Source organism: Cetobacterium sp. NK01, assembly GCF_024506395.1.
In the GTDB taxonomy this organism is placed as follows: Bacteria; Fusobacteriota; Fusobacteriia; order Fusobacteriales; family Fusobacteriaceae; genus Cetobacterium_A; species Cetobacterium_A somerae_A.
On sequence record NZ_JANIBO010000005.1, the window covers coordinates 91,088 to 117,979 of the forward strand.

The window sequence follows — 26,892 nt, forward strand, 5'->3', positions numbered from 1 at the left end:
CTATTTAGTTCTCTATCCCTGTTTCAATTGGATTTGAACTATCTTCACTCCATTCCATCCAACCATTGGAATAAAGAGCATTATTTTTTAATCCCATCACTTGAGAATAAAATAATACTTCTGCTGCTCTCCATCCTGATCCACAGAAAAATGTTAACTCTTTATTTGTATTAATTCCTAATCCAGACCACATAGAGATAATTTCATAACTATTTCTCATTGTATTATCAATATTTCTATAGTCTTCCAATGTTGTTGATTTAGTTCCAGATTTTCCCCATACGGATCCTTTAATTCTACCTTTTCTATCCATATATGAATATCCTGATTCTTTTCCGATTCTCTCATTATATGATCTAATATCTACTAAAAGTTTTGAATTTTTATTATCTTTTAAAACTTGCTTTGCTCCATTTTCATTTACTATTAAATTTTTATTTAAAGGAACTTTAGATCCAAAATCTTTAATTGGAGTTGGTTTAACAATTCCCATTTCTGTTTTGTATCCAGCATCTTTCCAAGCATCTAAACCGCCATTTAAAACTCTTACATCTTTTACTCCAAGATATTTTAAAATTATAGCTAATCTATACGAAGCCATTACATCTTCTCCGTAAAGAACAACTGCATCATTTTTAGATATTCCCATCTCTTCCGCAAATTTAATTAAATTTTCATCCGTATTTAGCATCCATTTTGGTGGTGGCTCTATACTATCTGTATTAATATGTGGTGCTCCTGGAATATGACCAGCTAAATATACAGCAGCATCTTTTATACTTCCCCAAGATACTTCAAAAACTTTAATCTCATTTTTATCCATAGCATTTTTTACCCAAGTTGCAGGAACTAGAATTTCATAATTTTCATATGCTTCAAAAGGCAATTTGTTATAATCTTTATTTTTTTCAAGATCATAAAAATAAATGTTTTTTATTCCATTTTCTTTTAGATATTTCTCTACCTCTTTAATTTCGGTAGTTGTTCCGTATAAAACAATGTTTTTTTCAGATATAATTCCTTTTTCTAAAACTCTTTGCTTCAATATCTCTTTATTATTAGAACTTAAATATTTTGTTTTTAGCCAATTAGCAGATAAATCAGTAGCTCCCTTTATATGTCCATTTATTTTTAGATTAGATAAATTCCATCCATTATATTCATTACTATCTCTTGTATCAACTATAATCCATTCAGAATTATTAAGATTTTTTAATAGCTCATTAGTTGAGATATCCTTTCCTAATAAAATTGTTGATAAAATTATTAGTAAAAATAATATTTTTTTCATTCTGTATTTCTCCCTAACTTATATTTTAAGACAACACTTTGCCAAATAAATTTTTAACTTTTAACCTAAAAGTTCCATCCTCAGTTAACTCATTTCAAAGTAATCACCTCACAATATAAATACATTATATTATATACTAATTTATCAATTAAATCTATTAATAACTTAAAAAATTAACTCTTCTATAATTTAATTTTTTTTCAATGTTTTTAATTTTAAAATATGAGTTAAAACTACTAAATATACTATTAAAAGAAATACACGTCCATAAATATCTTGCATCGAAAGAAAACCTTTCCCCATTCCTAAAGTCATTACACTTATTGCTATTATTTTATTTTTATATGTTATTCCTTTTTTTTGCGTATAATCTTTTATATATTTTCCAAATACTCTATTTTCTAACAACAATCTATGAAATTTTTCAGAACTTCTTTCAAATAAAAATGCAGATAAAAGTATAAAAGGTGTTGTTGGTAAAAGAGGTAAAAATATTCCGATAGCTCCTAAAATCAAAGATAAACACCCTAATATTAAATATAATTTTTTCTTCATAAGTATCCTCCATATAATAATTTATACCATTTTAGCATATATTACTTTGGTTATCAAATATTTTAATTTTTAAATATATTTTATTGCAAATTTAAATCCGCTGTGCTAATATTATTTTGACAGACAAATATTTTTATAACGGAGGTATTATGAACAAATATTTTATTTCATTGGGGATTTTAATTTCTACTTTAAATTATTCTATGGAGCTAGAAAAAAATGGGGTATTTTTAGAAAAAAGTGTTATATCTTCTGTTGGATATGAAGATTCTATACAAAATACACCAAAAAATATTCAAATAATAACAAAAGAAGAAATTTCTGAAAAAAATTTTAAAAATGTTACTGAAACTTTAAATAGTTCACCTTTAATTACTATTACAAGAAACTCTGTAGGAGAGTCAATTCAAATGAGAGGTAGCGGTATTAATTCAAAAGCAACTGTTCAAGTCTTAGTTGATGGTACCTCTATTAATCCTGTTGATATAAATCATGGAACACTACCTTTAAATTCTATCGCTTTATCATCAATTGAAAGAATTGAAATTTTACCTGGTGGTAATGGTGTTCTATATGGTGATGGTTTTACTGGAGGACTTGTTAATATTATTACAAAAGACTCTGTAGAGAAAACTAATGGGAATATTGGTTATAGATATGGTAGTAAAGGAGAGAATATCTTTGATATTGGAACTTCTCTTAAAATAAATGATTATATGTCTTTCATCTTAAATTATTCAAAAGAAAATAGCCATACTAATAGAGATGATGAAAAACTTAATTCAGAACATGTTGATTTTACAACTTTATTAAATTTAACTAAAGATGATAAATTAAAGTTACAATATTCCTATTACAATAAAAAAAATAAAACAGCTAACCTTTTAACTAAAGATCAATTAAAAAATAATTCTTCACAATCTGGTGTAGATTTTGATGGTTCGTATCTTAAAAATAATTCAAGTAATAAATATCCACTTTTAGAAGGAACTGGAGATATCTTAGATAAATCTAACTTAAGAAGAGATGAATTTTCTTTCAATTACACTAAAAAAATTAATAATGAATTTGAATTTAATTTAAACGGAAGCTATCAAAAAAATACTAATGATGTTACAACTAAAGAGGCTACATATGCAAACTTTGGTTCTTTAACAAATCCATTTGATTACAAAAATTACTATGCCGATAATATCGGTACCTTTACTGATGAAAAATTTAAAATTAATCCATCTTTAAAATATAATTATATGACTAATAGTTACTTAATTTTAGGTTATGATTATAAAGAGCAAAAAAGTAAAAGAGATTTTGCTAATTTTATGGATATGTATAAAGTTTACGATTTATCAAGTAAAAAAGAAAGCAATGGAATCTATATTTTTAATAAAACATCTTTTGATAAATTTGAATTTTTACAAGGTTATAGAAGAGAATGGACAAAATATAATACTACAAAAAATAGTCACTATTACCATAGAGTAAAACCTATTTTTCTCAACAATGGTTACGTTGATACAGGTTTAAAAACTGATTATATAAAAAAATCAATGCATAATGATAGCTATGAATTTGCTATAAATTATTTATACTCTGATACTGGTAATGTCTATACTCGTTTCGAAGAAAGTTTTAGAACTCCTGCTCCAACAGAGTTTCAAGATAAAGATGGAACTGATTATGTCTTAAATGATTTAAAGCCTGAAACAAATCAAACTTTAGAAATTGGAATTAAAGATTATCTCCTTGGAAGTTTTGTTTCTCTAAATGGATTCATTGGAAAAACTAAAAATGAAATTTATTATAGCGAAGTTTCTCATGGAAAAGAATGGTATTATGGTAATTTTGGTAAAACTGAGCGAAAAGGTATTGAATTGAGTTTAGAGCAACCTTTTGGAAAGTTTGTTTTCTTTGAAAATCTAGCTTATATAGATGCTAAAATTAAAGAGGATTCTAAAAACTCAAATTTAGAGGGTAATCAAGTTCCATATACTCCTAAAATAAATGCTAACTTAGGAACACTTATCAATTTTACAAATAATTTTAACTCTATATTATCTTTTAATTATAAAGATAAATACTATTTAGATAAAGCTAATAAGTATGAGGCTCAAAGTTTTATAACTCTTGATTTAAGCCTTAATTATGTCTTTAATAACGGATTAAAAATATATGGAGGTATTAATAATATCTTAAATAGAGATAACTATGATCAAGAAGGTATCTCCAGTAATGAGATTCTTTATGATCCAGCTAATGGAAGAACTTTCTACTCAGGGTTTACTTATATATTTTAAAAGAAAACTAATTTTTAATCTATAAAAAAAGCTAAGGATTGACCTTAACAGAGTCACCTTAGCTTTTTCATTTTAAACACTTAAACAAAATACAACATATAAAATAGAAATCATAAAACTAAAAAAAAGATAAAAATAATCATTTTTTTCTAATTTATAATCTTTTAATCTAGTTCTTTTAATTCCATTTCCATATCCTCTAACTTCCATAGATATTGCTAAATTTACTGCATTTTGTATTCCACAAATAACTACTGGAAAAAATAGTGTTAAAATATTGCTAATTTTTTCTTTCAGATTCATCAATTTATAATCAATGCCTCTTGCTTTTTGAGCTATTATTATTCTTTTACTTTCTTCTTCTAACATTGGAATAAATTTAAATGCCAAAGCTGTTATAACTCCTATTGAGTCAACTGGAACTTTAAATATTTTTAAAGGTGATAACATCTTCTCTATTACAAATCCAATCTCTCTAATCTCCATTTTAGAAACCATAGAGGTAACTAACAAAATAATTGTTAAAAGTCTAAAAGTAGAAAGAAATACATATTCTATATTTTTATTCATTAAGAGCAAATTTACAAATATCATTGATAGTAAAAGTCCTATTGAATACTTAAATATTCGTTTTAATTTGTTTAAATCAGCTGAAAATAATTTCATTTGATAAAATATAAATGGTAAAATTATAATTATCTGATAATATTTATTTGCAAAACTAATTGCTATAATATAACCTACAGTTGTATAAAATACTGTTCGAGGGTCAAAATCTTTCTTTAGCATCTATCCCAATCCTCTCTAATAATTCATCTATGTTTTTCATATTTTCTGTTTCTATTCCAAATTTATTAATAATTTTACAAAATTCTATAAATTCCAAGTCAGATTTCTCTAAAACTTTTAAAGGAACTCCTTCATTTATAATTTTTTTATTTTCTAATAAAAAAACTTTATCTCCATATTCTAAAACATCCTCAAATAAATGAGATATTTGTATAATTGTAACTCCTTTATTTTTTAATTGTTTTAAGACATCAAAAAATAACTTTTTATTTTCTAAATCTAATCCCGCAGTTGGTTCATCTAATAATAATAATTTAGGAGAAGTGACTAAAATTGATGCTAATGCAACTAACCTTTTTTGACCTCCACTTATTTCATATGGAGATTTATTTAAAATTTCGTTAGATAGTTTCAAAAGTTTTAAAACTTCATTTACATTTCTATCAATTTCTTCTCTAGAAACTTTTTTCTTAATTAAAATATACTCAATCTCTTCTTTTATTGTATTATTAAAAAATTGTTTCTCAGTATATTGAAACATATATCCTGTAGCTTCTCTAAATTTTTTTAAGTTTTGAGAATTAGATAAATTAATTCCTTTCCATAAGATTTCTCCTTGAATATTATTCAATAAAAATCCTATAGTTTGTAAAAGTGTTGATTTTCCACTACCTGTTTTTCCTATTATAAATGTCCATGAACATTCTTCTATTTCCATATTGACATTTTTCAAAATTGTCTCATCATATCCTGAGTTAACTTTTTTTAAAGAGATTTCCATAAATGCTCCCCCATTTTATTTAAATTAAAAATATCTTCTGAAACATCCTTTTTAGTTCTTAAATAAATGCTTCTAGCGACTTTAAACATAGGAGGTAACTCTATCCCTTGGTCTATCTCATTTTTTACAAGAAAGTTCATAAAAAGCTTTTTAGGCCCATTAAAATTGATTTTATTTTTTTCAAGATAAATAACTTCATCACAAAATTCTATTTCATTTAAATGATGAGTTACTAAAATCACTGTCATCCCCTTATTACTTAAATTTCTTAATATATCTAGTATTATTTTTCTATTTTCTGGGTCGAGCATCGCCGTTCCTTCATCTAGTATTAAAATTTTAGGATCTAAAACTAAAGAAGAAGCTATACAAACTCTTTGTTTTTCTCCACCTGATAATTTAGATATCTCTTCATTCTTTTTTTCAAAAAAATCTATTTCTTTCAATAATTTTTCTACTTTTCTTTTCATGAAATCTGAACTATATCCATAATTTTCCATCGAAAAAGCAATTTCTTCCTCTACAATATCAGTTACAAGTTGTTCATCAGGATTTTGAAATACTATTCCTATATTTTTTCTACATTGAAAAAGACTTTCTCTTATATTTAAATTATCTATATATATATTTCCTTGACTTACTTTTTCTATACCTAGAATTAATTTTATTAAAGTACTTTTTCCAGAGCCATTTTTCCCTAACAAAGTATAAAATTTTCCTTTTTTAAAATTTATAGAAAAATCTTGGAATATAATTTCTTGATTATAAGAAAATTTTATTGATTCTAATTTAATCAATCTCTTCACTCCAATCATCTATATCATAAAAACTTAATTTGATATTTTTTTCTTTTAAAAGTTCTTCTAGTATCTCCATAAAAATTCCTTTTTCAGAAACTAGGTGCACTCTATTTATAATATCTTCCAAATTTTTATAACAGCTTGCTTCTCCTTCCCAATCTCCTCTACAAGTTTTATTAACTCCGCAACTAGGACTTCCCTTAATGCCATAAACTCCTTTTACTTCATATCCATTTTTTAAATATATATCTATTTGATCTACAATAGAATAAAGTAATTTTTTACACTCCAATTTAAAATTTGGATATTCTAATTGATCTTTTACATGTCCCCATCTTTTTAAACCTAATATAACCAACTCAGGACAAGGAAGTTGAATAAAACCATAATTATTTAAAAGAAAACTTTTTATAAATTTAAAAAACTCTTCTTGGTCTTTTGCATAAGGCTTTACAACACAATTTTGATTTAAAATACAATGAGATAATATAATAATTTTTTTTCCTCTCTTCATAAAATTAACCTTTTATTTTATTTAATAAACTATTCGGAAGTTTTTTTATTATTATTGCTACAATGACACATGAAACTATTTTATCAATTAAATTTGACATTATTCTTGGTATAAATGCTGCAGTGAATATTTTTTGTCCACTTTTAACAAACCATCCTGTTAAAATATCCATCGAACCTCCTGCTAATCCACCAAATAAAGATACTGCTATTGGTGTTCCAATTAATGGTGCCAGCACTGATAATAAAATTCCTGTTAATATTGCAATTTTTATAGTAAATCCAAATTTTTTAGCTATAAGCCCTACAACTATTCCTATCATCATATTAACTATTGCAAAAGGTAGCTCTACAGGGTTATTTACCATTGCTGTTATTACATTTGTAATCAATCCTGTTATAGCACCAAAAAATGGTCCTAATAAAGCTCCTGAAAGAATTGTTCCTATTGTATCTAAAAATAAAAAAGGTATACTAAAAGTTTTTCCTAATGTTGCTAATATAATATTTAACCCGATTCCCAATGCTGAAATTGTTATTGATGATGTATTTTTATTCATTTTTCCCCTTTTTTAGTTTTCACTTAAACTAATTCATAATAGTTTTATAGTTATTTTCTTCCTAATTTAAGATTTCTTTACTTTTAACCTAAAAGCATTAATATATCATTTAAGTCATTTCATTAAATTCCCCCTAATCGTTATTTATATTATTATACAAAAAAAAACCTTAATAATAAAAGGTTTTTTAAAATATTTCATCTTCTAATTTTAATAATATATTTTCTATTCTTATTAATCTTTCGTCAGAGAATTCATTATTATTTAAAATTCTAAATAATGTTGTTAGCTTTTCTTTTATTTTTTCTTTTTTTACATTTTCAGTTATTTTCTTTTTTTCTTTATTTAAATTTTCTTTTATTTCTTTTATTTTTTCTTTTGGATCTTCAGAATTTAAAATTTCTACAACTATTTCTTCATTTTCTTTTTCTATTTTTTTTATATCTTTTATTATTCTATCAGGAAATTTATAAATGTCTTTTGAATTATATTGAAGAGATAACTTTCTTCTATCTAAACAAAGATAAACAAAATCTTTTTTAAATCCTAAATTTTCATACCATTTTCCAAACATTCCATTTTTGTTATTTGAAAAAATTTTATGCGCTTCTAAAAAAACATCTCCTAATTCTTTTAAATTTTCTTTTAATAAATTTCCTGTATGAATAGCTTTTTTTTCAAGCTCAATTAAGTTTTCTTTATCATCAAAACTAAAGTCACTGTAATCAAAATTTGATTCGAATTTCTCTTTTTTTATAGTAACTTCACTTTTTTTATAATTTGCTAACAATCCCATTCTATAATTTCCCCCACTAAATTTTTATAATCTATTGCTGCTGTACATGTCGAATCTATTTGATAAATTGAATTTTTATTTAATCCTAATAAATTTAATTTTGAACATGTTCTTATTGTTGTTTTTGTTGTTTTAAAATTTTCTAGTAGATGTTCATAGATTTCTTTACTTACTTTTTTTCTTTTGTCTAATTTTGTTGGTAAAACTAATGTATTTTTTATTTTTACATCTAGCTCTTCTTCCGTTTGCTCTAATGTTTGAATTAAAAGATTTAATCCATCTAATGCTAAAAGTTCTGTTTCGCATGGTATTAATACATAATCAGATGCAAATAAAGCGTTTATAGTAAATAAATTCATACTTGGAGGACAATCTATAATTATATAATCGTATGTTTTTTCAATTTTATTTAATGCTTTTTTTAGAAGTTTTTCCGTTCCAAATTTTGAAGTTAATTGTCTTTCCGCTAAATTTAATATTAGATTTGAAGGAATTAAATCAAAATTTTCAGTTTCTATTATAATGTCATTTATATTCTTTTGATCAACTAATAAATCTTTTATTGTTAATTTTGGAGTTTCATTTAGTGCTGTAAAGGTTAAACTTGCTTGAGGGTCTGTGTCTATTAATAACACTTTTTTATTAAAAAGTGTTAATCCAGATCCTATACAATGAGTTGTAGTTGTTTTTCCTACGCCACCTTTAAAATTAATAATAGAAATTATCTTAGACATTTTTTCCTCCTGAGTAAAATTTATTTTTATTTCTTCTTCTGTAATATCTATTTTAACTAATTGATTTTTTTTATATCCAATTTTTTCAATAAGTTCTTTATCTAAAGTAAAACGATAAAGTTTTGTATTTCCATTTGCTTGTATAATTAAAGGTTGCCCAGTTTCATTTTTTGTTAAAATAATTTCATTATTATTTTTATTAAAATTACAACTTAATGTTTTGGGATTATTCATTAATTTAATTCCTTTTATAGGAATATTTATATAAGCTGTTGATATTTTATTTTTTTTATTAAATGTTAAATTTATTTTTTTTTCAAAAATCATATATACTCCCTTGGAAAATATTTTCGGTCATGACCGAAAATATTTTTTAATATAAAAGTAAATTAGCTATTCTATAAGCTTCTTCTTCTGTGTTAACAATATATTTTACCTTTTCTTGTTTTAAATTTTTTTTAAAATAAAGAGTTACTTCTATTCCGTTTTTTAAAATTGTTAATCTCATTATTAAGCCTCCTTGATTTTTAGAGGATTAAATGATATACTTCTATTGCCAGTAGGGGTATATCATTTTGATTACCTCTTTTTTTATATTATAAGAATACAACATAAAATTCCAAAAGTCAACGCATATATTTTTAATTTTATAAAAAATGCGTTTGTTTTATAAATAATCATATTGTTATAGTTGTTTATATATTGTTATATATTGTTATATATTGTTATGTACAAAAAAATAAAGTAAAAAATAACAAGTAAGCATTGATTTTTAAAGCTTTTAGAGACATTATATTAATCCTCATTATATGGGATATTTGATCCTCATTATATGGGAGCTTCTATCCTCATTATATGGGATATTTTTCCTCATTACATGGGAGCTTCTATCTTCATTATGTGGGTACTCTTTGAATTAAGCTTTTTTTTTCTTCATTTACTAGGAGTATTTTATATAAAAAAAATAATTTCTTCATTATATGGGAGCTTTTATCTTGAAAAATTGGATTTTTTTAGGTATAATCTAATTAAATAAAAAAAAAATAATGAAAATAATTAAGATATACCCATATAATGAAGAAAAAATTGTTGGAGTTGAGTTATGAAAATAGTAAAAAAGAAAAGCAACAATTTAGATTATCAAGAAGTTATAGATACGCCACAAACAGAAATAGTTGAAGAAAATATAACTTTAGATGAAAGTTTTATAAAAAATAGAGCATTAATTAGAATGGATATGAATATTATACAGTATCCTATATTTAGTAAAAATACTAAAAGAAAAACTAATCAAATAGTTAAATATTATTTTAATAACAATAGAGACACATATATAACTGTAACTCCAGCTTCAGGGTATCACATTCCAGGAGAAATGGAAGAAAAAGTTTTTATAGTATTAATGAAAATAATGAAAGATAAAGGAATGCCTCAAAAATTTTGGGTAACTTTAAGTGAGTTAAAAAAAGAATTAGGATTAAATACAAATAGAGCAAATGAACTTATAAAAAAAAGTTTACTTAGAATAGCTAATACTTTTTATAGTTTTAAAAATACAATGTATTTTAACGAATTAAAATCTGTCTTAAAGGAAGAAATAACTAGATCTATTTTTGAATTGGATATTGTTAGTTTAGAGAGAAAAGAAAATGCAGAAATAAAGGCAAAAATAAACGATAGAAGAATAAAAGAAATTTATCAAATAAAAATATCTGACTTTTTTTATAAAAATATATTAGCTAAAGGTTATTTAGTATACGATGCAGCTGTACTATTGGATATAGAATCTAGTACAGCTAGAACAATTTATATGTTAATAGAAAAACTTAGGTTCAATGATATTTATTTAAAAATAGATGTTATGTATTTAATCAAAAGAATTCCATTAAAGTATGATAAAAGCAATATTGGAAGAACAGTAAAAACTTTAATAAAAAGTTTTCAAGAGTTGAAAGATAAAGATTTAATTAAAAATTTTATGCTAGAAAAAGATGGAACTTGGGAGAGTGCAGAAGTTGAGATATTTTTTTACGATTTTACAGTTCAAGATAAGCAACAAAGATTTTTTGATGATTTAAATGAATTTAGAAAATTAAGCCAAAGTCAATTATTAGTTAGTCATACTGAGAATAAAGATTTACAAGATGATGATGAAAAAAATAATTTTATTATTGTGACTACTGAAATGATAGAAGAAGTTTTAAATTTAATGCCTATTAAAGCAAGAAGTTTAAAAACAATGTCTAAAACAATAAAAGATTCTATAGAAAATTATGGATTAGAAAAAGTACAAAAAGTAGCAGTTTATATGAAAAAAAATAAAGTAGATAAGGTCAGAGCCTATTTTATTAAAGCACTTGAAAATGATTGGACAAAAGATGAAGATATTAGTGAAGTTTTTAAGATAAGGCAAAAAGATAAAATATTACTTAATGAAGAGTTCATTGAAACAAATGAGGAGAAATCTTTAAAAATAGAAAGTGATATTTTGGATAAATTTAATTTATTAAATGATAGAGAAAAATTAGAAGTAGAGGAAGCAGCATATAAATACTATATAAAAAAGTGTGGTCAAGACACGAAAATACAAAAAATTGCATTTAAGGCTGGAAAATCAAAAATAATTTGTGATTATTTAGAGGATACTAAGTATTTTATAAATAAAATGGAAATAGTGGAAGAAGAGATTATCCCATTAAAAGAGGAAAAAAATATTCAATTAAAAAATGAAAAAAGATTAATTTTAGAAGAGGTTTATAAATCAATAAATGAAAAGATAACATTTTATTCAGGATTATTAAATCTTAACCTAGATCAAGAAATATCTTTAAAGTTAGAAGTAGGAAAAGAGATACTATTAAATAAAAATTTAGATCAAATTTCAGAAGAAGAAATTATAGAAATGGTTAAATTAGTTGTTTTAAGATTAAATAGCGAAAAAAAATAAAAATGGAGTTATAAAATGATCTTTGATTTAAAAAAACAGTTGAATGAGTATCATCCAGAAAATAACCAAGAAAAATCAGATAAAAAACTTTTATTAAATTTATTAAGTAAAGAAAAAAATATTTTTACTAGAGAAAATATTTTTTTTCATTTTACAGCTTCGTCTTGGATTGTAAATCAAAATCGAGATAAAGTTTTAATGATTTATCATAATATATATGACTCTTGGTCTTGGACCGGAGGTCATGCAGATGGAAATGAAAATCTTTTAGAAGTTGCAATAAATGAAGCTAAAGAAGAAACTGGATTAAAAGAAATTAAAGTTTTATTAAAATCTATTTTTTCTATTGAAATACTTAATGTAAATGGGCATATGAAGAAGGGGCAATATATTCTAGAACATTTACATTTAAATGTAACATATTTATTAGAAGCAAATGATAAAGATGAATTAAATATGAAATTAGATGAAAATAGTGGAGTTAAATGGGTAAAGATAGATGATATAGATAAAATTTGTAAAGAAGATCATATGAATATTATTTATAAAAAATTAAATAAGAAATTACAAAAATATCTTCGGTCATGACCGAAGATATTTTTGTATAAATTTTAATTGTAATCTATAATTAACCTTGGTGTTATTTTTGTATCAATATTAACATTAAAATTTTTAATATATTCAATAACGATATCTTCAACACTAGAATAATGTTTTATTTCATCTCCAGATATAAGTGATATATATTCTTCACCACCTAAAGACATAAAATCAGTCATGGCAATACAATAATTTAAATCTAGAGATAATGGAATTTTTTTTATAAAAATATCCGTCACCTTTTTAAATGGTGGATTATTAGGATTAAAAAAAACTTCTAATCCAGAAACTTGCGCCATTGCTCCTAATAAATTAGGATAAGATTTTAATCCATTTTCAAGAGCAATTTTAAGATCAGACCCTTTTATTTTTTTAGTAACAATGCAATTCCCAAATGGAAGAGAATTTATAATATCTCCAATACTTATATTTCCTTGGTTTATAGAATCTCTAATACTTCCTCCATTTATTAAAACAGCATCACAATTTGTTTTCCAGAGTATTGCATCTGTTATAAGATGAGTAAAATTTGTTTCACTTCGTCTAACTAATTCTCTGTCTCCAATTAAAGGTACTGAAGTTTTACCAATAATGGTTTTTGTAATTAATTCTTGTGATTTTTGAATAAGTTTAATTTTATTTTTGATTTTGAAATCACTTTTATAAGAATCAATATAATTTTTATCTAATAATTTATATTTAAATTTATGAGTATAATTAAGATCAAATAGTTTTACTTGGACTAAAGATATTTTTTTATTATAGTGTCCAGATTGACTAATTAGAGTATTATTAAAAATATATTTTTCAGAAATTTCAGTGTGACTGTGACCATCAAAAAGTATATTAATTTCTGGAAAATTTTTAGCTAAATTTAAACTTTGATAAATATCCTTGGTACTTGTATCTAATCCTAGGTGAGTTATACCTACATAAAAATCTATATTTTTATCCTTTAAGTTTTTTAAAAGTTCAGCAAAAGATTTTTCAGGGTCAGTTATTGTTAAATCATTTATATTTTTAAAGCTTGTCTTATAGTAAGTTTCTGGAGTAATAATACCAAAAAAGCAGATATTAAAACCATTAATTTTAATGATGTCAAAAGGGATAGTGTTGGAATTATCATCGATTAAATTTAAAGTTAGAGTTTTATAATTTTGCAATAAAAGAAGTTTTTTTAAATGGTCATACCCATAGTTAAAATCATGGTTTCCTAAAGTAGTATAGTCGACTTTCAGCATATTAAAAATATCAATAATAGATTTCCCTTTAGAAAGGTTAGCAAAAGAAGTTCCATGAAGAGTATCACCTGAATCTATTAAAAAAACTTGACCATTATTTTTATTTTTACGTAATTCTTCTAAAAAAGTAAAGAGTTTTGAAATATCAATGCCATTATTTTCACCATTTACTCGTCCATGAATATCATTAAGATGAATAAAAGTTAGGTCATAATTAATATTATCAAATTCCATAATACCTCCTAAAAAAGTTGTTTTATAAGTTTAACATAAATTCTATTAAAAAGATATATAATTTCTTGCTTTTGAATTATAAATATTGTTAAAATATAATAAAATAATAAAAAGGTGTTGGTTTAATTGAAAATAATTGTAGATGCAGATGCTTGTCCAGTAACAGACATAGTTTTAAAAATTGCTAAAGAACAAAAAATAGAGTGTATAATAGTATGTGATAATGCTCATAAAATTGAGAGAGAAAATATAGAGACAGTAGTTGTAAATCAAGGTGCTGATGCGGTTGATTTTGTAATTATATCTAAAACAAATGAAAGTGATATTGTTGTTACTCAAGATTATGGATTAGCATCTATAATACTTTCAAAAAATGCATATGGAATAAATCAAGATGGCTTAATTTATAATAAATATAATATTGAGAGTTTACTTTTTAGTAGACATATATCCCAAAAAATGAGAAATTCGGGAAAAAGAACTAGAGGACCTCGAAAAAGAGTAGTAGAGCAAGATAAAAATTTTGAACAAAGTTTATTACAACTTTTAAGTAAAATAAATAAAAATGTATAGGAGGAAAAAATGGAAGAATGTTTAAATTGTAAAAAAAAATTAGAGAAAGTAGGAAATAGATATATTTGTAAAGTATGTAATAAGCAATATATAAAAAAAGCATACTGTCCTTTAGATAATAGTGAGCTTGAAAAATTAGCTGCATGTGGCTCAGTAAGTTATTGGTGTAATAGATGTAATGAATTAAAATCTAAAAGAGATATTGTATATAAAATGGAAGAAATTAAATTATAGTATTGAAGAAAAAAGTAATAAAGGAACAATTTTATAAATATGGTATAACCTCTTAGACGCAATTATTTTTAGAGGAGATGATATCATGAAAGTTATAAGCGAAGTAGATATTATGGGAAGATGGGAAATTGCTATTGAAACAAATAATAAGCAAGAACAAGATATTTTAAAAGAAAAAATAGATGAAATTGGAGCAGAGTTTATGGAATCAGGTGTTTCTGAAATTATAGTTTATGCTACTGGATCTCAAAAGATTAAATTGATTAGTTTTGTTTCAAATAATGAAAAAATATAAGATTTAACCATAAGTTTTAATAATTTAATAGCAGTTCACTTTTGTGAACTGCTATTTTTATTTAATCCTAAATTAAAGATTATTATTTATAAGTTTTAAAATTTGTTCTTTATTCATAGCGCCAGGAGTAACAACTTTAATTTCGCCATCTTTTCCAATTATAAATGTAGTTGGAAATGCTCGGATTTTAAAATTATCAAAATATATACCTGTTTTATCGAACATTGTAGGGAATGTATATTTATTTTCATTTAAAAAATATTTTATTTCTTCGATATTTTTATCTTGTCCATTTGAGTTTTCTTCAGTTATAGGATTTGTAATTCCTAAGATTATGACATCTTTTTTATTTGATCCAAAATTTTTATAGATTTCTTCTAGATATGGCATTTCTTCCTTACAAGGAGGGCACCAAGTAGCCCAAAAGTTTAATAGTATAACTTTACCTTTATAATCTGATAGGATATGCTCAACTCCATATTGATCAATTAATCGATAACTATCTTTATTCAAAACTGTATTACTTTCATTAGAAATAGAATTTGTTGGATTAGAAGGCAAAAAATAATTGGAAAGTTGATTAGTGTATCCAAAGAAGGTTAAAGTTCCAATAACTATTAAAAAAAATCCAGATATTTTAACTGTATATTTCAAAAATTTTTGATGGGTTTTAAAAAAATTTAATAAAATAGTAGTGAATATTCCAATTAATAAAAATGGAATAACAAATCCTAAAGAATATATAAAAATTAATAAATTTGCAAGAGTGTTATTGTGCAGAGTAGTAGCTAAAATTAAGACTGATGAAAGTATTGGCCCAACGCAAGGAGTCCAAGCAAAGCTAAAAGTAAATCCTGTTATAAATGCAATAAAAGGAGAAACATTTTTGCTATCATAAGTTATTCTCTTTTCTTTGTATAAGGTGTTTATTTTTATTATTTCAAGTTGAAATAAACCAAGTATTACAATAATGATTCCACCAATTTTAGAGATGATATTTTTTTGACTGAATGCAATATTGCCAATTGTAGTAAAAGAAACTCCTAAAATAAAAAAAGAAGTAGAGATTCCTAAGATAAAAAATAACGTATTAAAAAAAACTTTTTTTTGGTTATATGTTAAGTTTCCATAGCAATCAACCTGTTTACCATTACCTGTAAGATAACTAAAATATATTGGAATTATAGGTATAACACATGGTGAAAAGAATGATAAAATTCCACTGAGAAAAGTCAAAAAATAAAAAAGTAATTCGATTTCCATAATTATCTCCTTTATATAGAATTTATATGAAAAGAATACAGGATTTTAATTATAAAAGCAAGAGAATAAAAAAGAAAAAAAAATACAATCTAGTATGATAATAAATGTAAAAGGAGATGGTTTTTGTGAAAAATAGAGATTATTATTTAATAGTTATTTGTTTATGTTTTTTTAGTGGTTTTATAAATATTATAACATTGTTTTATTTTGGACATCCAATATCACATTTTTCAGGAACATTCACTTCAGTAGCTGAATATTTATATAAACTTATATGGTATGAAAAATTATTAGAATTATTAATAATGATAATATGTTTTGTTGTAGGAGCTATTTATTCTGCTATAATAAGTGAAGATTCTCAAGAAAAAAATCTAAAAAAATATGGGAAAATTATGGTTATATTCGGCTGTATAATATTGTATTTAGATAATATTATAAAAAATAATAATTTATTTTTATATTTTTTAACATTAACAATGGGATTCCAAAATGGTATGAGCATTAGATTTAAAGGAAATTTGATAAGAAGCACTCACATGACGGGAAATTTAACAGATTTTGGAAGTTATTTGGGAAAAGTAATAAAGGGTGAAAAAGATAAAATAGATCATGTTTTAATTGCAGCATTAGAAATAAGTCAATATACTTTAGGAGGTATAGTGGCTTTAATTTGTTTGTTTTATATGAGCGATTATACAGTATTCTTATATTCGATTTTGTATATAATTTGTGGATTATTTTTAAGTTTGAAAAAATAAAAAAAGTTGGCATTTTAATAGTGCCAACTTTTTTTTTAAGCTGAAATAACATGGCTATACTCTAAAACATCTTCGGCAATTTTATATAAATTTTTACTAAAAAAAGATATTTCTATACTTATATCACTTTTAGGAAAAACATTTTCATTGCACTTATGAACGAGAATAGGAATATTAAATGCAGAAGCTATATGCGTAATACCTGTATCAACAGATATAACTAAATCTGCCTTTTTAATAAGACTACAAAGATCTAAAAGAGAATCTTCTTTTTCTATTTTTTTAATTTCAGCCCATTTAATTTTAGAAAGATTTTTTAAAATAGTTTTTTCATCTTCTAAAGAAATGCTCCTAGAAGAAGTTGATGCTAAACCATTATATAAAATTAATGGTTTTTTTTTCATATAATAGGAATATTTATTATTTTTATTAAGAAAAATATCATAGATTCCTCCAGGGTCTTTTATTCCAAAAATTTTTAAAACTTCAACTCCATTTTCTCTCATATGATCTTGACGGTTAAAAATTCTATTGATAATATTAAGAGTTTTTCCATGCTTTCTTTCTATACCTATTATTTTTTTAGCTTTTAATAATTTCATAAGTATAATTTCTCTTAAATATATACTTCCAACTAATTCGATATAATAGTCAAATTTATTTCTATATTTTAAACCAGTTTTAATATTTCTAAAAATATCAAAAGATTTTTTACGATAGCTATTATCAACAATAACTTCTTTTATATATGGATTATTTTCTGCAAGTTCTTTTGTAACAAGACTACCAAGAATAGATACTTCATATCCATTTAAAGCTAATCCTTTTATTAATGGAGTTTTAAATAAATAATTTCCTATTTTTTGACAATCATTTATTAAAACTTTTTTTCCTTTTATTTTAAGATTTCTTTTTTTATCTAAAAATAATTTTCCAAAAATATATCCTAATTTCTTCAATATTACCATCTCCTTTTATATAGAGTTATTATCCTATATAAAAGTAAAAAAATGGTAAAAGTTAGAGAAAAAAATATTTTGTAAAGTCTGAGATTAAAGTTATAATTAAAAAATACTATTTTTTTATTAATAAAGTTAAAGATTTTTTTCTGTATTGTTTTCAATATTTTCTTTTATATACTTTTTTCTAAGAGTTTCCAATACATTATAAAAATTATCTAAAATTAAATCCCAACAACATTTATTTTTTTGACTATTATAATTATTTTTTAAAAAAATAATTATTGAATTTTCTCGATTATTTAAAGAAGATGTATTTATTTTAGATAATCTTTCTAAAACAGTGTTGTCATAAAGGAAAAAAAGATTATCATCATTAGAAATATTTTGTAAAATTTTTCTTACGTCATCAGTATAATAATCATAAATTAAATCTTCAACAGATTTAGGAAAAGACTCATTGTTATAAGTAGCTTCAGTATCTTGATCTAAATCCTCAAAATTAACATTCCAATTTTTAAAAACATAATTTATATGTTTTGTAATAAATTCTTCTTCAAACATTTAGAATCACTCCTTTAGTTTTAGTGACAATTAAAGAAAATTATTTTCTAATTCTTCTTTAAATGTTCAATATTTATTGCATGAAATTATTTACTATATCTATACAATTTTTTTTGTTTCTTCCTTTCTCTTTAAATATCATAGTCATTTATACATTCTCTTTTTTTAATTTTTTATAAAATTAATTATAATAAAAATAAATTAATAAAAATATTTATAAAATTCATTATAAGAATAATTTTTTTAAAAATCATTTATTTTATATATTTACATTAGTTGGAAAAATTTGATATTATTAATGTATACAAAAATTGAATTTTTTATATTTAATGGAGGTAGAATTGAACCATAAAGAAAGAGAAGAGAAGCTAAAAGAAAAATTAAAAGGTTATACAATGGATGAATTATTGGATTTAGTTATACTTGGATTAAAGCAAGAGTCAATAGAAAAAAGAATGGAAGAGCAAGATAAAGCTTGCTAAAATATATAAATATATAGTAGAGCTTAGATATAAACTAGATATCTAAGCTCTATTTTTAATATGAATATTGACAATTAAAGTTAAATTAATGTATTATTTAGATAATTATATTTTAGGGAGGAATATTAATGAAGTTTGTTTTTAATCATTTTAATATTAATGTTTTAAATCTTGAAAAAAGTATAGAGTTTTATAAAGAAGCTCTAGGATTGAAAGAGGTAAGAAGAAAAGAAGCTGAAGATGGTAGTTATATATTAGTTTATATGGGGGATAATGAAACAAATTTTACTATTGAATTAACATGGTTAAGAGATAGGGAAGAAGCGTATGATTTGGGAGATGAGGAGTTTCACCTAGCTTTTGTAACAGATGACTATGAGGCTGCTCATAAAAAACATGGAGAAATGGGATGTATTTGTTATGAGAATACAAGTATGGGAATTTATTTTATAAATGATCCAGATGGATATTGGTTAGAAGTTATTCCGCCTAGAAAATAGATAAAAAGGAGATGGTATTCTCCTTTTTTATTTATTAAAAAATTTGAATTATTAGGGAGATGATTGAGTGAAAGATTTAAAAGTATATTATATTTATCATAGTGGATTTTTATTAGAAACTAAAAATTATTTAATAGTATTTGATTATTTTAAAAATTCAAAAAAATCACAAGAAAATATACTATTTTTAGAAGAGAAAATATATAATACTGAAAAGAAAGTACTTGTATTTTCATCTCATAGTCATTATGATCATTTTAATAAAGATATTTTTTCTTGGAAAAATAAAAAAGAGGATATTGAGTATATTTTAAGCGATGATATTATTTTTAATGAAAAACCAAAAAAATATCATTTGATTAAAGAAAAAGAAAAATTAGAAATAGAAACAATAAAAGTAGAAGCCTATGGATCTACTGATTTAGGAGTTTCTTTTTTAGTAGAAATTGATAATACTAAGATATTTCATGCAGGAGATTTGAATTGGTGGTATTGGAAAGATGACACTGAGGATGAAGAGAGATATATGAAAGAACTTTATCAAAATATAATTTTAAATATTTCAGTGAATAAAAATATAGATATTGCCTTTTTCCCAGTTGATCCTAGGTTAGAAGAATTTTGTTATTTAGGAGGAGAATATTTTGCTGAAAAACTTAGACCTAAAATAATGGTTCCTATGCATTTTGACGACGCTTTTTATATAACTAAAGAATTTAAGAAACGAATTTTAAAATTTGGAGTTAAGGGAATCGAAATAGAAAATGAAAATTCTTTATTGAGAATAAATATATAAAGCTGGGAAATCATACTTTGTTCTTAAAAAAAGCAATATCGATCATTAATAAAACGAAATAAAAGTGTAATGCTTCGTATAAAAAACACATTTGACATACTAGTTCGGATATGGTATTATTAATTTAAACCGATGATTAAGTAAATTTAATACCCCCCAAAAAATTTATTTAAATCTTTTTATTTTAACACTCCCCCGTGTTATAAAAAACTTCCTTTTCCCCAGAAGGAAGTTTTTTTATTTTTTAGTAGTTTATTTATATAAATTAAGGAGGTATTCTATGAAAAATTTAAAGATAATTTTAGTACTTGGATTCTTACTTTTAGGGATTACATCATGCTCTTCTTTAGAAATGGAAACTGCAGGAGCATCAAAAAATTTAAATCAAAAATATTAATTTAGTAAAAAAAAGTTAAAGTATGATAAAATAGTTAAAAGTTTTTAAAGAATGTTTTAATTTTGGGAGGGGAAATGAATAAAATTAAATTATTAGAAAATTTATCAAATTTACATGGAGCACCAGGCCATGAATATGAGGTTACTGCTTTTATTAAAAATAACATGAAAAATTTTAATTGTGAAGGCGACTCTATAAATAATCTTTATATAAAAAATAATAAAGAAAATAATTATCCAATAGTAGCTTTAGATAGCCATAGCGATGAGGTTGGATTTATGGTTGAAGGTATTAAAGCTAATGGAACTATAACTTTCTTACCTCTAGGAGGATGGCATATTACAAATATTCCTGCTCATTCAGTTATTATAAAAAATTTTAAAAATGAGTATATAAAAGGAGTAGTATCATCTAAGCCACCTCATTTTATGACAGTAGAAGAAAAGCAAAGATTACCTAAAATAGAAGAATTAGTTATAGATATTGGAACTAGTTCGTATGAAGAAACAACAGAGTTATATGGCATAGAAGTAGGAAATCCTATAACTCCGGATGTAGTATTTTCTTATGATCAAAAAATAGATGTAGTTAGAGGAAAGGCTTTTGATAATAGACTAGGTTGCGCTATTGTAATGGAGATTTTAAAAGAATTAAATTATAACGAATTAAGAGTTAATCCAATAGGAGTTATAAGTTCTCAAGAAGAAGTTGGGTTAAGAGGTGCTCAAGTTGCTGCAAATAAAATAAAGCCAGATTTTGCTATTATTTTTGAGGGATCACCAGCAGATGACACTTTTAAAGATAATTTTTCATCAAAAGGAGCTTTGGGAAAAGGCATACAATTAAGAGTTTTAGATGCAGGAATGGTTTCAAATCCAAAAGTTCAAACATTTGTAAAAAATATAGCTAAGAAAAATAATATACCTTTTCAAGTTATAGCAAGAAGTGGCGGAAGTACAAATGGTGCTAAATATCATATAGCTGATAAAAGTATTCCAACAGTTGTAATTGGAATTCCTACAAGATATATTCATACACATTATACATATGCATCTGTGAGAGATTATAAAGATGCAATAATTTTAGGTAAAAAATTACTTGAAGAGTTAACAGAAGAAATAATTAAAAATTTTTAAATAAAAAAATAGGTGGTCTAAATTATCCACCTATTTTTTTATTTAATCAATAATTTTTAAACCTAATTCTCTAGCGATAATTATAGCAGCAGCTTCAGCAACCTCTCCAGTAAAAGAAACGCACTGATTTTTATGTTCCTTTGCTCCCATATCCATTCCATGAGTTAAAATTTTACAACATAAAACTTTATGATTTTTTTTAAATTCTTCTTGAAGTTCATAAGTAAGTTCAAGATTTTTATTAACTTTAGTATCTCCACCCTTAGTTCTTCCAAAAAAATAACTAATAACCATTACTCCTCCACTAACTGCTCCACAAACACATTTTGATTTTCCAATTCCAACAGGAAAACCAGAAGCTGCAGCGATTAAAGCCTCAGGCATTTCAGGAGCAATGTTATTTCTAATAGAATTAACTATTGCTTCTGAGCAGAAAAAATCACCTAATCTATAAGATTCTTCAGCATCAAATTTAATTTTTTTAATACTTATTTCTTTATTCATATATTCTCTCCTTTTTTAATGGACTTATTTTTATTTTAACATTTTATTTATAAAAAACAAAGATTTAAATTTCAAAGAAATATAAAATAAAAGACTGACTCAAAAACAAAAATTTTTTATAAAATTTTTAGCTTTAGACTCAGTCTTATTAATTATCTTATTATCCAAATATATTCATAAAAACGGTTATAATAGAAGCATTTACAAAATCTATAAATAAAGCTCCCACTAAAGGTAAAACGAAAAATGCTGTTGGAGATGGACCATTAGCAGCAGTAAAAGATTCCATATTTGCCATAGCATTAGGAGTTGCTCCCATACCGAATCCACAATGACCAGTGGCAATAACAGCAGCATCATAATCTTTTCCCATAGCTCTAAAAGTTATGAAATAAGCATATAAAGCCATTACAAGTGTTTGAATTAGCAAAATGACAACCAATGGTACAGCAAGTGCAGCTAGTTCCCATAATCTCATTGACATTAAGGCCATTGCTAAAAAAAGTTGAAGAGCAATATTACCTATAATATTAACAGTATGAAGTGGCAGTTCACCACCTTTAGAATCAACAATATTTCTTATAAATGCAGCTATAAGCATTGGACCAATATATGTAGGTAAAACAATACCAATTTTTTTAGCTAAACTATTTATAATTCCTCCAACTCCCATAGATACAACAATTAAAACAATAGCTTTAAAAATAGATTCCTCTGTAATATTTTCTTTTTTTATATCAATTTTTTTTGTGTTGCCTTCAGTTATAAATTCCTCTTCTTTATGTCCAATTAAATTATATTTTATCATTAATCTTTTTCCAACGGGTCCACCTATTAGACATCCTGCAACTAATCCAAAAGTAGCAGAAGCAATAGCTACTGACATAGCTCCAGTTGCTCCAGCAGCTTCGAGAACAGGACCAAATGCTCCAGAAGTTCCATGACCACCAGTTAGAGGAATTGATCCAGCAGCAATTCCAAGTAGAGGATTTAAATGAAAAAATTTAGCTAAATGAATTCCAATAAAATTTTGTATAATTACCAATCCACTAGCAGCTCCTAAAAAAATTAAAACTTGAATTCCTCCTTTTTTTAAAAGTTTAAGACTCGCCAAAAATCCAATTGTTGTAAAAAATGCAATCATTAATAGATTTTTCAATTCTCCTTCAAATGAGAATACAAAAGTTTCAGTATTTTTTCCAATTAATGTAAATATTGAGAAAATTACACCACCAATCACTGGAGCAGGAATAAAGTATTTGTCAAAAAAAAATACTTTTTTCTTAATCCATCGACCAATAATTAACAAAATTACAGCTACTGCCAAAGTCTCACTCATATTAAATGTGTACTCAAACATATATAACCTCCTGAAAATTTGTATATAGAACTAATTGTAAGTATAGTCCTCAGTTTTACAAAAAGACAAATATACAAAAATAATTTAGGACATAAAATATATATATGTTAGCTTTTTATATTATTTTTATATAACACAATTGTATTTTAGTATTATAAAAATAAACAAATTAAGGATAGATTTCTTTATTAGGATATATATTATATATATCCTAATTGTATAAAAAATAAAAAAAGTCGCTAATATTAATTTAGCGACTTTTAATATGATAATGAATAATATTACTGAATAATTTTTTTATATCCATTTTTAATAAAAAATATAGATGAAATTATAAGCATTATAAGTTCGTTTACAGGAGCTGATAACCAGATTCCCTTAGTATTAAATATTCCTGGTAAAAGAAATAATAAAATATTAATAAAAATAAGACCTCTTAAAACACTTAAAATACTAGAAATAAAAGCATCTTCAACAGCTGTAAAATACGAACTAATAATTATATTTATTCCCATTAATATATAAGTAAAACTATAATATATAACGGCTTCTTTGGTTAAGGTAAAAAGTTCTTTATTTTCTTTTATAAAAATAGAAACAAGTTCATTAGAAAATATATTTATTAGAAAGAAAAAGAAAATACCTAAAGAAAAAACAGTAATTGTTCCTATTTTTAAAATTTTTAGAACTCTTTTATTAGATTGGGCACCATAATTAAAGCTAATAATAGGCTGTAATCCTTGAGAAAAACCAATCATAGTCATTGTAACTAAAGTAGAAATATAACTAATAACACTAAAAGCAGATATACCATCATTTCCAATTATAGCCATTATGTTTATATTGAATGCCATAATAACTACACCAGTTGCCATTTCAGTTAAAAATTCTGAAGACCCATTATATAAAATAGATCTTACTGTTTTTAAATTAAATTTAGTGAAATTGTATTTTAATTTTTTTGCTTTAAATAGTAAAAAATATCCTAGCATTAAAGCAGTTGTCATTTGGGCTGTACCTGTAGCAATAGCTGCTCCCTTAATTCCCATATCCAGTATAACTATTAAAAAATAATCTAAAACAATATTCATAATAGCTCCACCCAATATACAAAGTAAAGAATAATTAGGGCTTCCTTCTATTCTTACGAAACTTTCAAAACCATAAGATAACATATAAAAAAGAGTAAAGAATGATAAGTAAAATAGATAAGTGCTAGCTTCTTCTAAAATAATATCATTTGCACCTAAAATTTTAACAACTTTTTCAGGAAAAAAAATTCCAACTAAACTTAAAAGAGAACTAAATACCATAAATAATTGTAAAGATATACTATAAGATTTTAGTGCTTTTGAATCTTCTCCAGCACCAAGCTGAATAGCTATCATAGTTGAACTTCCGACAGCAACCATTATACCAATTGCAAAAGAAAAATTAACGTATGGCATAACAATATTTACAGCAGCTAAACTTTTAGCACCAAGAAATTTTCCTATAAAAATTCCATCAACTATGGTATACAAAGAGAAGATCCACATGGTCAGAATGGATGGAACTCCATATTTAAAAATAAGTTTAAAAAGATTATCATTTAGTAATTTTTTTTGCATAATAATCGCCTCCTTATATATTATAAACTCTAGAATTGTTCTAGAGTCAACTCTTTAATAAAATAAAAAAATAATGTATAATTAATATGAGGTGAGTTTATGAAAAAGTATTATTCAATAGGAGAAATAAGTAAAATTTATAATATAAGCGTTGATACTTTAAGGCATTATGAAAAAATAAATCTTTTAAAACCAGCCTTAAAAAAAGAAAGTGGTTATAGATATTATTCAAGTGAACAAATTTGGAAATTAAACAATATAAGAAATTTAAGAGGTCTTGGTCTTGGATTAGAAGATATAAAAGGTTTTTTAGAAACGAGAAGCATTAATTCAACAGAAAAAATTTTAGATTCGCAGTTACAAATTGTAAAAAAAGAATTAGAAAAATTTAATAGATTAAAAGAGGAACTTTTAATAAAGAAATTAAATTTAGAATATTTTAAAAATGATGTAATTTTTGGAATTCCTCAGCTAAAATCTATTTCTAAAAGAAGAATTATAAAATCTAAAGGACAAATTAAAGAAGATGGAGATATCGATTTTAAAATTAAACTTTTGAGTATAAAAACACTTTCGGAAAATGATTTTTTATTTACAGAAAATGAATTTGGTGGAACTTTAAGTAGGGAAAATTTTTTTCAAAATAAATATGATACCTATGAGGAAATTTTTGTCATAAATAATGAAGGAACAGAGGAAGGAGATTACATTGAAAAAGGAGAGTATGTTTCAATTTTTTATAAAGGATATTATTCTGAAAATTATAAATATTATATAAAAGCAAAGGAATTTATTATAGAAAATAATTTAGAAGTAATAGGCGATATTTTTGAAATTTTTCATGTGGATATTCATACCACAGAAGATGTAAATGAATATATAACAGAGATACAAATTCCAGTTATATATAAAGATAAAAAAAAGAGCTAAGTTTTAGCTCTTTTACAAGATTAATCATTAGAACGTATCTAATAATTCTAATAGTTTAATAATTTTTTTATCTTTTAAACTATAGTGTACCCATCCACCATTTTTTTCTGCTATTAATATATTAGCGTCTTTTAATAACCTTAAATGTTGAGATAAATTAGATTGTCCTATATTAAAAGCTTCTTGAATTTTACAAACACACAAATTTTCATTATTAACCAATAGTTTTATAATATCAAGTCTCAAAGGATGAGCTAGAGCCTTTAAAATTTTTATTTCTTTCTCCATTATTTTAACTCCTTTTATAAATTACTATTTCAGTATTTATTGATATTATGATATAATAGCTAAAAAAAAAAGTCAATAATTAATTAAAGGAGCGGTGATTTG

30 protein-coding genes are annotated in these 26,892 nt (G+C 24.1%); 12 read left to right on the top strand and 18 right to left on the bottom strand.

The window, feature by feature from the left end; translation table 11 throughout:
- Positions 1 to 4: 4 nt before the first annotated feature.
- Positions 5 to 1,291: a sulfurtransferase gene (locus tag NON08_RS13810; RefSeq protein WP_256692200.1), complete on the bottom strand. Its 1,287-nt coding sequence runs from the start codon at positions 1,289 to 1,291 to the stop codon at positions 5 to 7.
- Positions 1,292 to 1,480: 189 nt separating this feature from the next.
- On the bottom strand, positions 1,481 to 1,846 hold the full coding sequence (locus NON08_RS13815; protein ID WP_256692201.1) for a YbaN family protein: 366 nt from the start codon (positions 1,844 to 1,846) through the stop codon (positions 1,481 to 1,483).
- A 149-nt stretch (positions 1,847 to 1,995) separates the two neighbouring features.
- On the opposite strand from NON08_RS13815, the gene NON08_RS13820 reads away from it, so the two are divergent.
- Entirely contained in the window at positions 1,996 to 4,143 is a 2,148-nt protein-coding gene (locus tag NON08_RS13820; protein ID WP_256692202.1) for a TonB-dependent receptor, read from the top strand.
- Between the two features lie 72 nt (positions 4,144 to 4,215).
- Here NON08_RS13820 and NON08_RS13825 read toward each other — a convergent pair whose 3' ends face one another.
- The 8 genes from NON08_RS13825 to NON08_RS13860 form a co-directional block, all read right to left on the bottom strand.
- Entirely contained in the window at positions 4,216 to 4,932 is a 717-nt protein-coding gene (locus NON08_RS13825) for an energy-coupling factor transporter transmembrane component T (protein WP_256692203.1), read from the bottom strand.
- Positions 4,913 to 5,713: an energy-coupling factor ABC transporter ATP-binding protein gene (locus NON08_RS13830; protein WP_256692204.1), complete on the bottom strand. Its 801-nt coding sequence runs from the start codon at positions 5,711 to 5,713 to the stop codon at positions 4,913 to 4,915. The genes NON08_RS13825 and NON08_RS13830 overlap by 20 nt, the downstream gene beginning before the upstream one ends.
- On the bottom strand, positions 5,698 to 6,510 hold the full coding sequence (locus NON08_RS13835) for an energy-coupling factor ABC transporter ATP-binding protein (RefSeq protein WP_256692205.1): 813 nt from the start codon (positions 6,508 to 6,510) through the stop codon (positions 5,698 to 5,700). The genes NON08_RS13830 and NON08_RS13835 overlap by 16 nt, the downstream gene beginning before the upstream one ends.
- Positions 6,503 to 7,027: a CD3072 family TudS-related putative desulfidase gene (locus NON08_RS13840; protein ID WP_256692206.1), complete on the bottom strand. Its 525-nt coding sequence runs from the start codon at positions 7,025 to 7,027 to the stop codon at positions 6,503 to 6,505. Before NON08_RS13840 ends, NON08_RS13835 begins: the two co-directional genes overlap by 8 nt.
- Positions 7,028 to 7,031: 4 nt before the next feature.
- A complete protein-coding gene (locus NON08_RS13845; RefSeq protein WP_256692207.1) occupies positions 7,032 to 7,586 on the bottom strand; it encodes a CD3073 family putative ECF transporter S component in 555 nt (184 codons plus the stop codon).
- Between the two features lie 187 nt (positions 7,587 to 7,773).
- The gene (locus tag NON08_RS13850; RefSeq protein ID WP_256692208.1) at positions 7,774 to 8,382 is read right to left on the bottom strand and encodes a hypothetical protein; all 609 of its coding nucleotides are present in this window, start codon (positions 8,380 to 8,382) and stop codon (positions 7,774 to 7,776) included.
- The gene (locus tag NON08_RS13855; protein ID WP_256692209.1) at positions 8,370 to 9,443 is read right to left on the bottom strand and encodes a ParA family protein; all 1,074 of its coding nucleotides are present in this window, start codon (positions 9,441 to 9,443) and stop codon (positions 8,370 to 8,372) included. Before NON08_RS13855 ends, NON08_RS13850 begins: the two co-directional genes overlap by 13 nt.
- Before the next feature lie 46 nt (positions 9,444 to 9,489).
- Positions 9,490 to 9,624: a hypothetical protein gene (locus NON08_RS13860; protein WP_256692210.1), complete on the bottom strand. Its 135-nt coding sequence runs from the start codon at positions 9,622 to 9,624 to the stop codon at positions 9,490 to 9,492.
- A 594-nt stretch (positions 9,625 to 10,218) separates the two neighbouring features.
- Between NON08_RS13860 and NON08_RS13865 the strand changes: the two genes are divergently transcribed.
- Positions 10,219 to 12,063 carry a hypothetical protein gene (locus NON08_RS13865; RefSeq protein ID WP_256692211.1) on the top strand — a complete coding sequence of 615 codons (1,845 nt, stop codon included), beginning with the start codon at positions 10,219 to 10,221 and terminating at the stop codon, positions 12,061 to 12,063.
- 15 nt (positions 12,064 to 12,078) lie between these two features.
- Positions 12,079 to 12,651, top strand: a complete 573-nt coding sequence (locus NON08_RS13870; RefSeq protein ID WP_256692212.1) for an NUDIX hydrolase — start codon at positions 12,079 to 12,081, stop codon at positions 12,649 to 12,651.
- A 23-nt stretch (positions 12,652 to 12,674) separates the two neighbouring features.
- On the opposite strand, the gene NON08_RS13875 is transcribed toward NON08_RS13870, so the two are convergent.
- On the bottom strand, positions 12,675 to 14,138 hold the full coding sequence (locus NON08_RS13875; RefSeq protein ID WP_256692213.1) for a bifunctional metallophosphatase/5'-nucleotidase: 1,464 nt from the start codon (positions 14,136 to 14,138) through the stop codon (positions 12,675 to 12,677).
- Between the two features lie 126 nt (positions 14,139 to 14,264).
- On the opposite strand from NON08_RS13875, the gene NON08_RS13880 reads away from it, so the two are divergent.
- The 3 genes from NON08_RS13880 (at position 14,265) to NON08_RS13890 (ending at position 15,240) form a co-directional block, all read left to right on the top strand.
- Positions 14,265 to 14,711 (top strand): YaiI/YqxD family protein, encoded by a 447-nt coding sequence (locus tag NON08_RS13880; RefSeq protein ID WP_256692214.1) that lies wholly within the window; start codon positions 14,265 to 14,267, stop codon positions 14,709 to 14,711.
- Between the two features lie 9 nt (positions 14,712 to 14,720).
- On the top strand, positions 14,721 to 14,945 hold the full coding sequence (locus NON08_RS13885; RefSeq protein WP_256692215.1) for a zinc ribbon domain-containing protein: 225 nt from the start codon (positions 14,721 to 14,723) through the stop codon (positions 14,943 to 14,945).
- Between the two features lie 85 nt (positions 14,946 to 15,030).
- Positions 15,031 to 15,240, top strand: a complete 210-nt coding sequence (locus NON08_RS13890; RefSeq protein ID WP_256692216.1) for a hypothetical protein — start codon at positions 15,031 to 15,033, stop codon at positions 15,238 to 15,240.
- Positions 15,241 to 15,312: 72 nt separating this feature from the next.
- Here the strand turns inward: NON08_RS13890 and NON08_RS13895 are convergent, their stop codons facing one another.
- Complete coding sequence (locus NON08_RS13895; protein WP_256692217.1) at positions 15,313 to 16,503, bottom strand: cytochrome c biogenesis protein CcdA; 1,191 nt, start codon at positions 16,501 to 16,503, stop codon at positions 15,313 to 15,315.
- A 125-nt stretch (positions 16,504 to 16,628) separates the two neighbouring features.
- Between NON08_RS13895 and NON08_RS13900 the strand changes: the two genes are divergently transcribed.
- Positions 16,629 to 17,264 (top strand): YoaK family protein, encoded by a 636-nt coding sequence (locus tag NON08_RS13900; RefSeq protein ID WP_256692218.1) that lies wholly within the window; start codon positions 16,629 to 16,631, stop codon positions 17,262 to 17,264.
- Positions 17,265 to 17,299: 35 nt separating this feature from the next.
- On the opposite strand, the gene NON08_RS13905 is transcribed toward NON08_RS13900, so the two are convergent.
- The gene (locus NON08_RS13905; RefSeq protein ID WP_256692219.1) at positions 17,300 to 18,223 is read right to left on the bottom strand and encodes a glycosyltransferase family 9 protein; all 924 of its coding nucleotides are present in this window, start codon (positions 18,221 to 18,223) and stop codon (positions 17,300 to 17,302) included.
- A gap of 135 nt (positions 18,224 to 18,358) precedes the next feature.
- Positions 18,359 to 18,787 carry a hypothetical protein gene (locus tag NON08_RS13910; protein WP_256692220.1) on the bottom strand — a complete coding sequence of 143 codons (429 nt, stop codon included), beginning with the start codon at positions 18,785 to 18,787 and terminating at the stop codon, positions 18,359 to 18,361.
- A 341-nt stretch (positions 18,788 to 19,128) separates the two neighbouring features.
- Here NON08_RS13910 and NON08_RS13915 point away from each other — a divergent pair, with 341 nt between their 5' ends.
- The 4 genes from NON08_RS13915 (at position 19,129) to NON08_RS13930 (ending at position 22,098) form a co-directional block, all read left to right on the top strand.
- Positions 19,129 to 19,269 carry a hypothetical protein gene (locus NON08_RS13915; protein ID WP_256692221.1) on the top strand — a complete coding sequence of 47 codons (141 nt, stop codon included), beginning with the start codon at positions 19,129 to 19,131 and terminating at the stop codon, positions 19,267 to 19,269.
- A 128-nt stretch (positions 19,270 to 19,397) separates the two neighbouring features.
- Positions 19,398 to 19,769 (top strand): VOC family protein, encoded by a 372-nt coding sequence (locus NON08_RS13920; RefSeq protein WP_256692222.1) that lies wholly within the window; start codon positions 19,398 to 19,400, stop codon positions 19,767 to 19,769.
- Between the two features lie 67 nt (positions 19,770 to 19,836).
- The gene (locus NON08_RS13925; protein ID WP_256692223.1) at positions 19,837 to 20,565 is read left to right on the top strand and encodes an MBL fold metallo-hydrolase; all 729 of its coding nucleotides are present in this window, start codon (positions 19,837 to 19,839) and stop codon (positions 20,563 to 20,565) included.
- A 471-nt stretch (positions 20,566 to 21,036) separates the two neighbouring features.
- Positions 21,037 to 22,098: a M42 family metallopeptidase gene (locus tag NON08_RS13930; protein WP_256692224.1), complete on the top strand. Its 1,062-nt coding sequence runs from the start codon at positions 21,037 to 21,039 to the stop codon at positions 22,096 to 22,098.
- A 42-nt stretch (positions 22,099 to 22,140) separates the two neighbouring features.
- On the opposite strand, the gene NON08_RS13935 is transcribed toward NON08_RS13930, so the two are convergent.
- The 3 genes from NON08_RS13935 to NON08_RS13945 all read right to left on the bottom strand — a co-directional run bounded on the left by NON08_RS13935 (position 22,141) and on the right by NON08_RS13945 (position 25,572).
- Entirely contained in the window at positions 22,141 to 22,602 is a 462-nt protein-coding gene (locus NON08_RS13935; protein ID WP_256692225.1) for a C-GCAxxG-C-C family (seleno)protein, read from the bottom strand.
- A gap of 160 nt (positions 22,603 to 22,762) precedes the next feature.
- On the bottom strand, positions 22,763 to 23,962 hold the full coding sequence (gltS, locus tag NON08_RS13940; protein WP_256692226.1) for a sodium/glutamate symporter: 1,200 nt from the start codon (positions 23,960 to 23,962) through the stop codon (positions 22,763 to 22,765).
- A gap of 281 nt (positions 23,963 to 24,243) precedes the next feature.
- Positions 24,244 to 25,572, bottom strand: coding sequence for an MATE family efflux transporter (locus NON08_RS13945; RefSeq protein WP_256692227.1), 1,329 nt, complete (start codon positions 25,570 to 25,572; stop codon positions 24,244 to 24,246).
- 99 nt (positions 25,573 to 25,671) lie between these two features.
- On the opposite strand from NON08_RS13945, the gene NON08_RS13950 reads away from it, so the two are divergent.
- Positions 25,672 to 26,502, top strand: coding sequence for a MerR family transcriptional regulator (locus NON08_RS13950; RefSeq protein ID WP_256692228.1), 831 nt, complete (start codon positions 25,672 to 25,674; stop codon positions 26,500 to 26,502).
- Positions 26,503 to 26,529: 27 nt separating this feature from the next.
- Here the strand turns inward: NON08_RS13950 and NON08_RS13955 are convergent, their stop codons facing one another.
- Positions 26,530 to 26,790 carry an ArsR/SmtB family transcription factor gene (locus tag NON08_RS13955; protein WP_256692229.1) on the bottom strand — a complete coding sequence of 87 codons (261 nt, stop codon included), beginning with the start codon at positions 26,788 to 26,790 and terminating at the stop codon, positions 26,530 to 26,532.
- Positions 26,791 to 26,892: the final 102 nt, after the last annotated feature.

Excerpts from the sequence above, each read along its gene's own strand:
- NON08_RS13930 (WP_256692224.1), top strand. The coding sequence starts at position 21,037 with ATGAATAAAATTAAATTATTAGAAAATTTATCAAATTTACATGGAGCA.
- NON08_RS13815 (WP_256692201.1), bottom strand. The coding sequence starts at position 1,846 with ATGAAGAAAAAATTATATTTAATATTAGGGTGTTTATCTTTGATTTTA.
- NON08_RS13920 (WP_256692222.1), top strand. The coding sequence starts at position 19,398 with ATGAAGTTTGTTTTTAATCATTTTAATATTAATGTTTTAAATCTTGAA.
- NON08_RS13845 (WP_256692207.1), bottom strand. The coding sequence starts at position 7,586 with ATGAATAAAAATACATCATCAATAACAATTTCAGCATTGGGAATCGGG.
- NON08_RS13875 (WP_256692213.1), bottom strand. The coding sequence starts at position 14,138 with ATGGAATTTGATAATATTAATTATGACCTAACTTTTATTCATCTTAAT.
- gltS (WP_256692226.1), bottom strand. The coding sequence starts at position 23,962 with ATGTTTGAGTACACATTTAATATGAGTGAGACTTTGGCAGTAGCTGTA.
- NON08_RS13840 (WP_256692206.1), bottom strand. The coding sequence starts at position 7,027 with ATGAAGAGAGGAAAAAAAATTATTATATTATCTCATTGTATTTTAAAT.
- NON08_RS13890 (WP_256692216.1), top strand. The coding sequence starts at position 15,031 with ATGAAAGTTATAAGCGAAGTAGATATTATGGGAAGATGGGAAATTGCT.
- NON08_RS13860 (WP_256692210.1), bottom strand. The coding sequence starts at position 9,624 with ATGAGATTAACAATTTTAAAAAACGGAATAGAAGTAACTCTTTATTTT.
- NON08_RS13870 (WP_256692212.1), top strand. The coding sequence starts at position 12,079 with ATGATCTTTGATTTAAAAAAACAGTTGAATGAGTATCATCCAGAAAAT.
- NON08_RS13895 (WP_256692217.1), bottom strand. The coding sequence starts at position 16,503 with ATGGAAATCGAATTACTTTTTTATTTTTTGACTTTTCTCAGTGGAATT.
- NON08_RS13810 (WP_256692200.1), bottom strand. The coding sequence starts at position 1,291 with ATGAAAAAAATATTATTTTTACTAATAATTTTATCAACAATTTTATTA.
- NON08_RS13865 (WP_256692211.1), top strand. The coding sequence starts at position 10,219 with ATGAAAATAGTAAAAAAGAAAAGCAACAATTTAGATTATCAAGAAGTT.
- NON08_RS13935 (WP_256692225.1), bottom strand. The coding sequence starts at position 22,602 with ATGAATAAAGAAATAAGTATTAAAAAAATTAAATTTGATGCTGAAGAA.
- NON08_RS13950 (WP_256692228.1), top strand. The coding sequence starts at position 25,672 with ATGAAAAAGTATTATTCAATAGGAGAAATAAGTAAAATTTATAATATA.
- NON08_RS13820 (WP_256692202.1), top strand. The coding sequence starts at position 1,996 with ATGAACAAATATTTTATTTCATTGGGGATTTTAATTTCTACTTTAAAT.
- NON08_RS13825 (WP_256692203.1), bottom strand. The coding sequence starts at position 4,932 with ATGCTAAAGAAAGATTTTGACCCTCGAACAGTATTTTATACAACTGTA.
- NON08_RS13830 (WP_256692204.1), bottom strand. The coding sequence starts at position 5,713 with ATGGAAATCTCTTTAAAAAAAGTTAACTCAGGATATGATGAGACAATT.
- NON08_RS13855 (WP_256692209.1), bottom strand. The coding sequence starts at position 9,443 with ATGATTTTTGAAAAAAAAATAAATTTAACATTTAATAAAAAAAATAAA.
- NON08_RS13885 (WP_256692215.1), top strand. The coding sequence starts at position 14,721 with ATGGAAGAATGTTTAAATTGTAAAAAAAAATTAGAGAAAGTAGGAAAT.
- NON08_RS13850 (WP_256692208.1), bottom strand. The coding sequence starts at position 8,382 with ATGGGATTGTTAGCAAATTATAAAAAAAGTGAAGTTACTATAAAAAAA.
- NON08_RS13955 (WP_256692229.1), bottom strand. The coding sequence starts at position 26,790 with ATGGAGAAAGAAATAAAAATTTTAAAGGCTCTAGCTCATCCTTTGAGA.
- NON08_RS13910 (WP_256692220.1), bottom strand. The coding sequence starts at position 18,787 with ATGTTTGAAGAAGAATTTATTACAAAACATATAAATTATGTTTTTAAA.
- NON08_RS13945 (WP_256692227.1), bottom strand. The coding sequence starts at position 25,572 with ATGCAAAAAAAATTACTAAATGATAATCTTTTTAAACTTATTTTTAAA.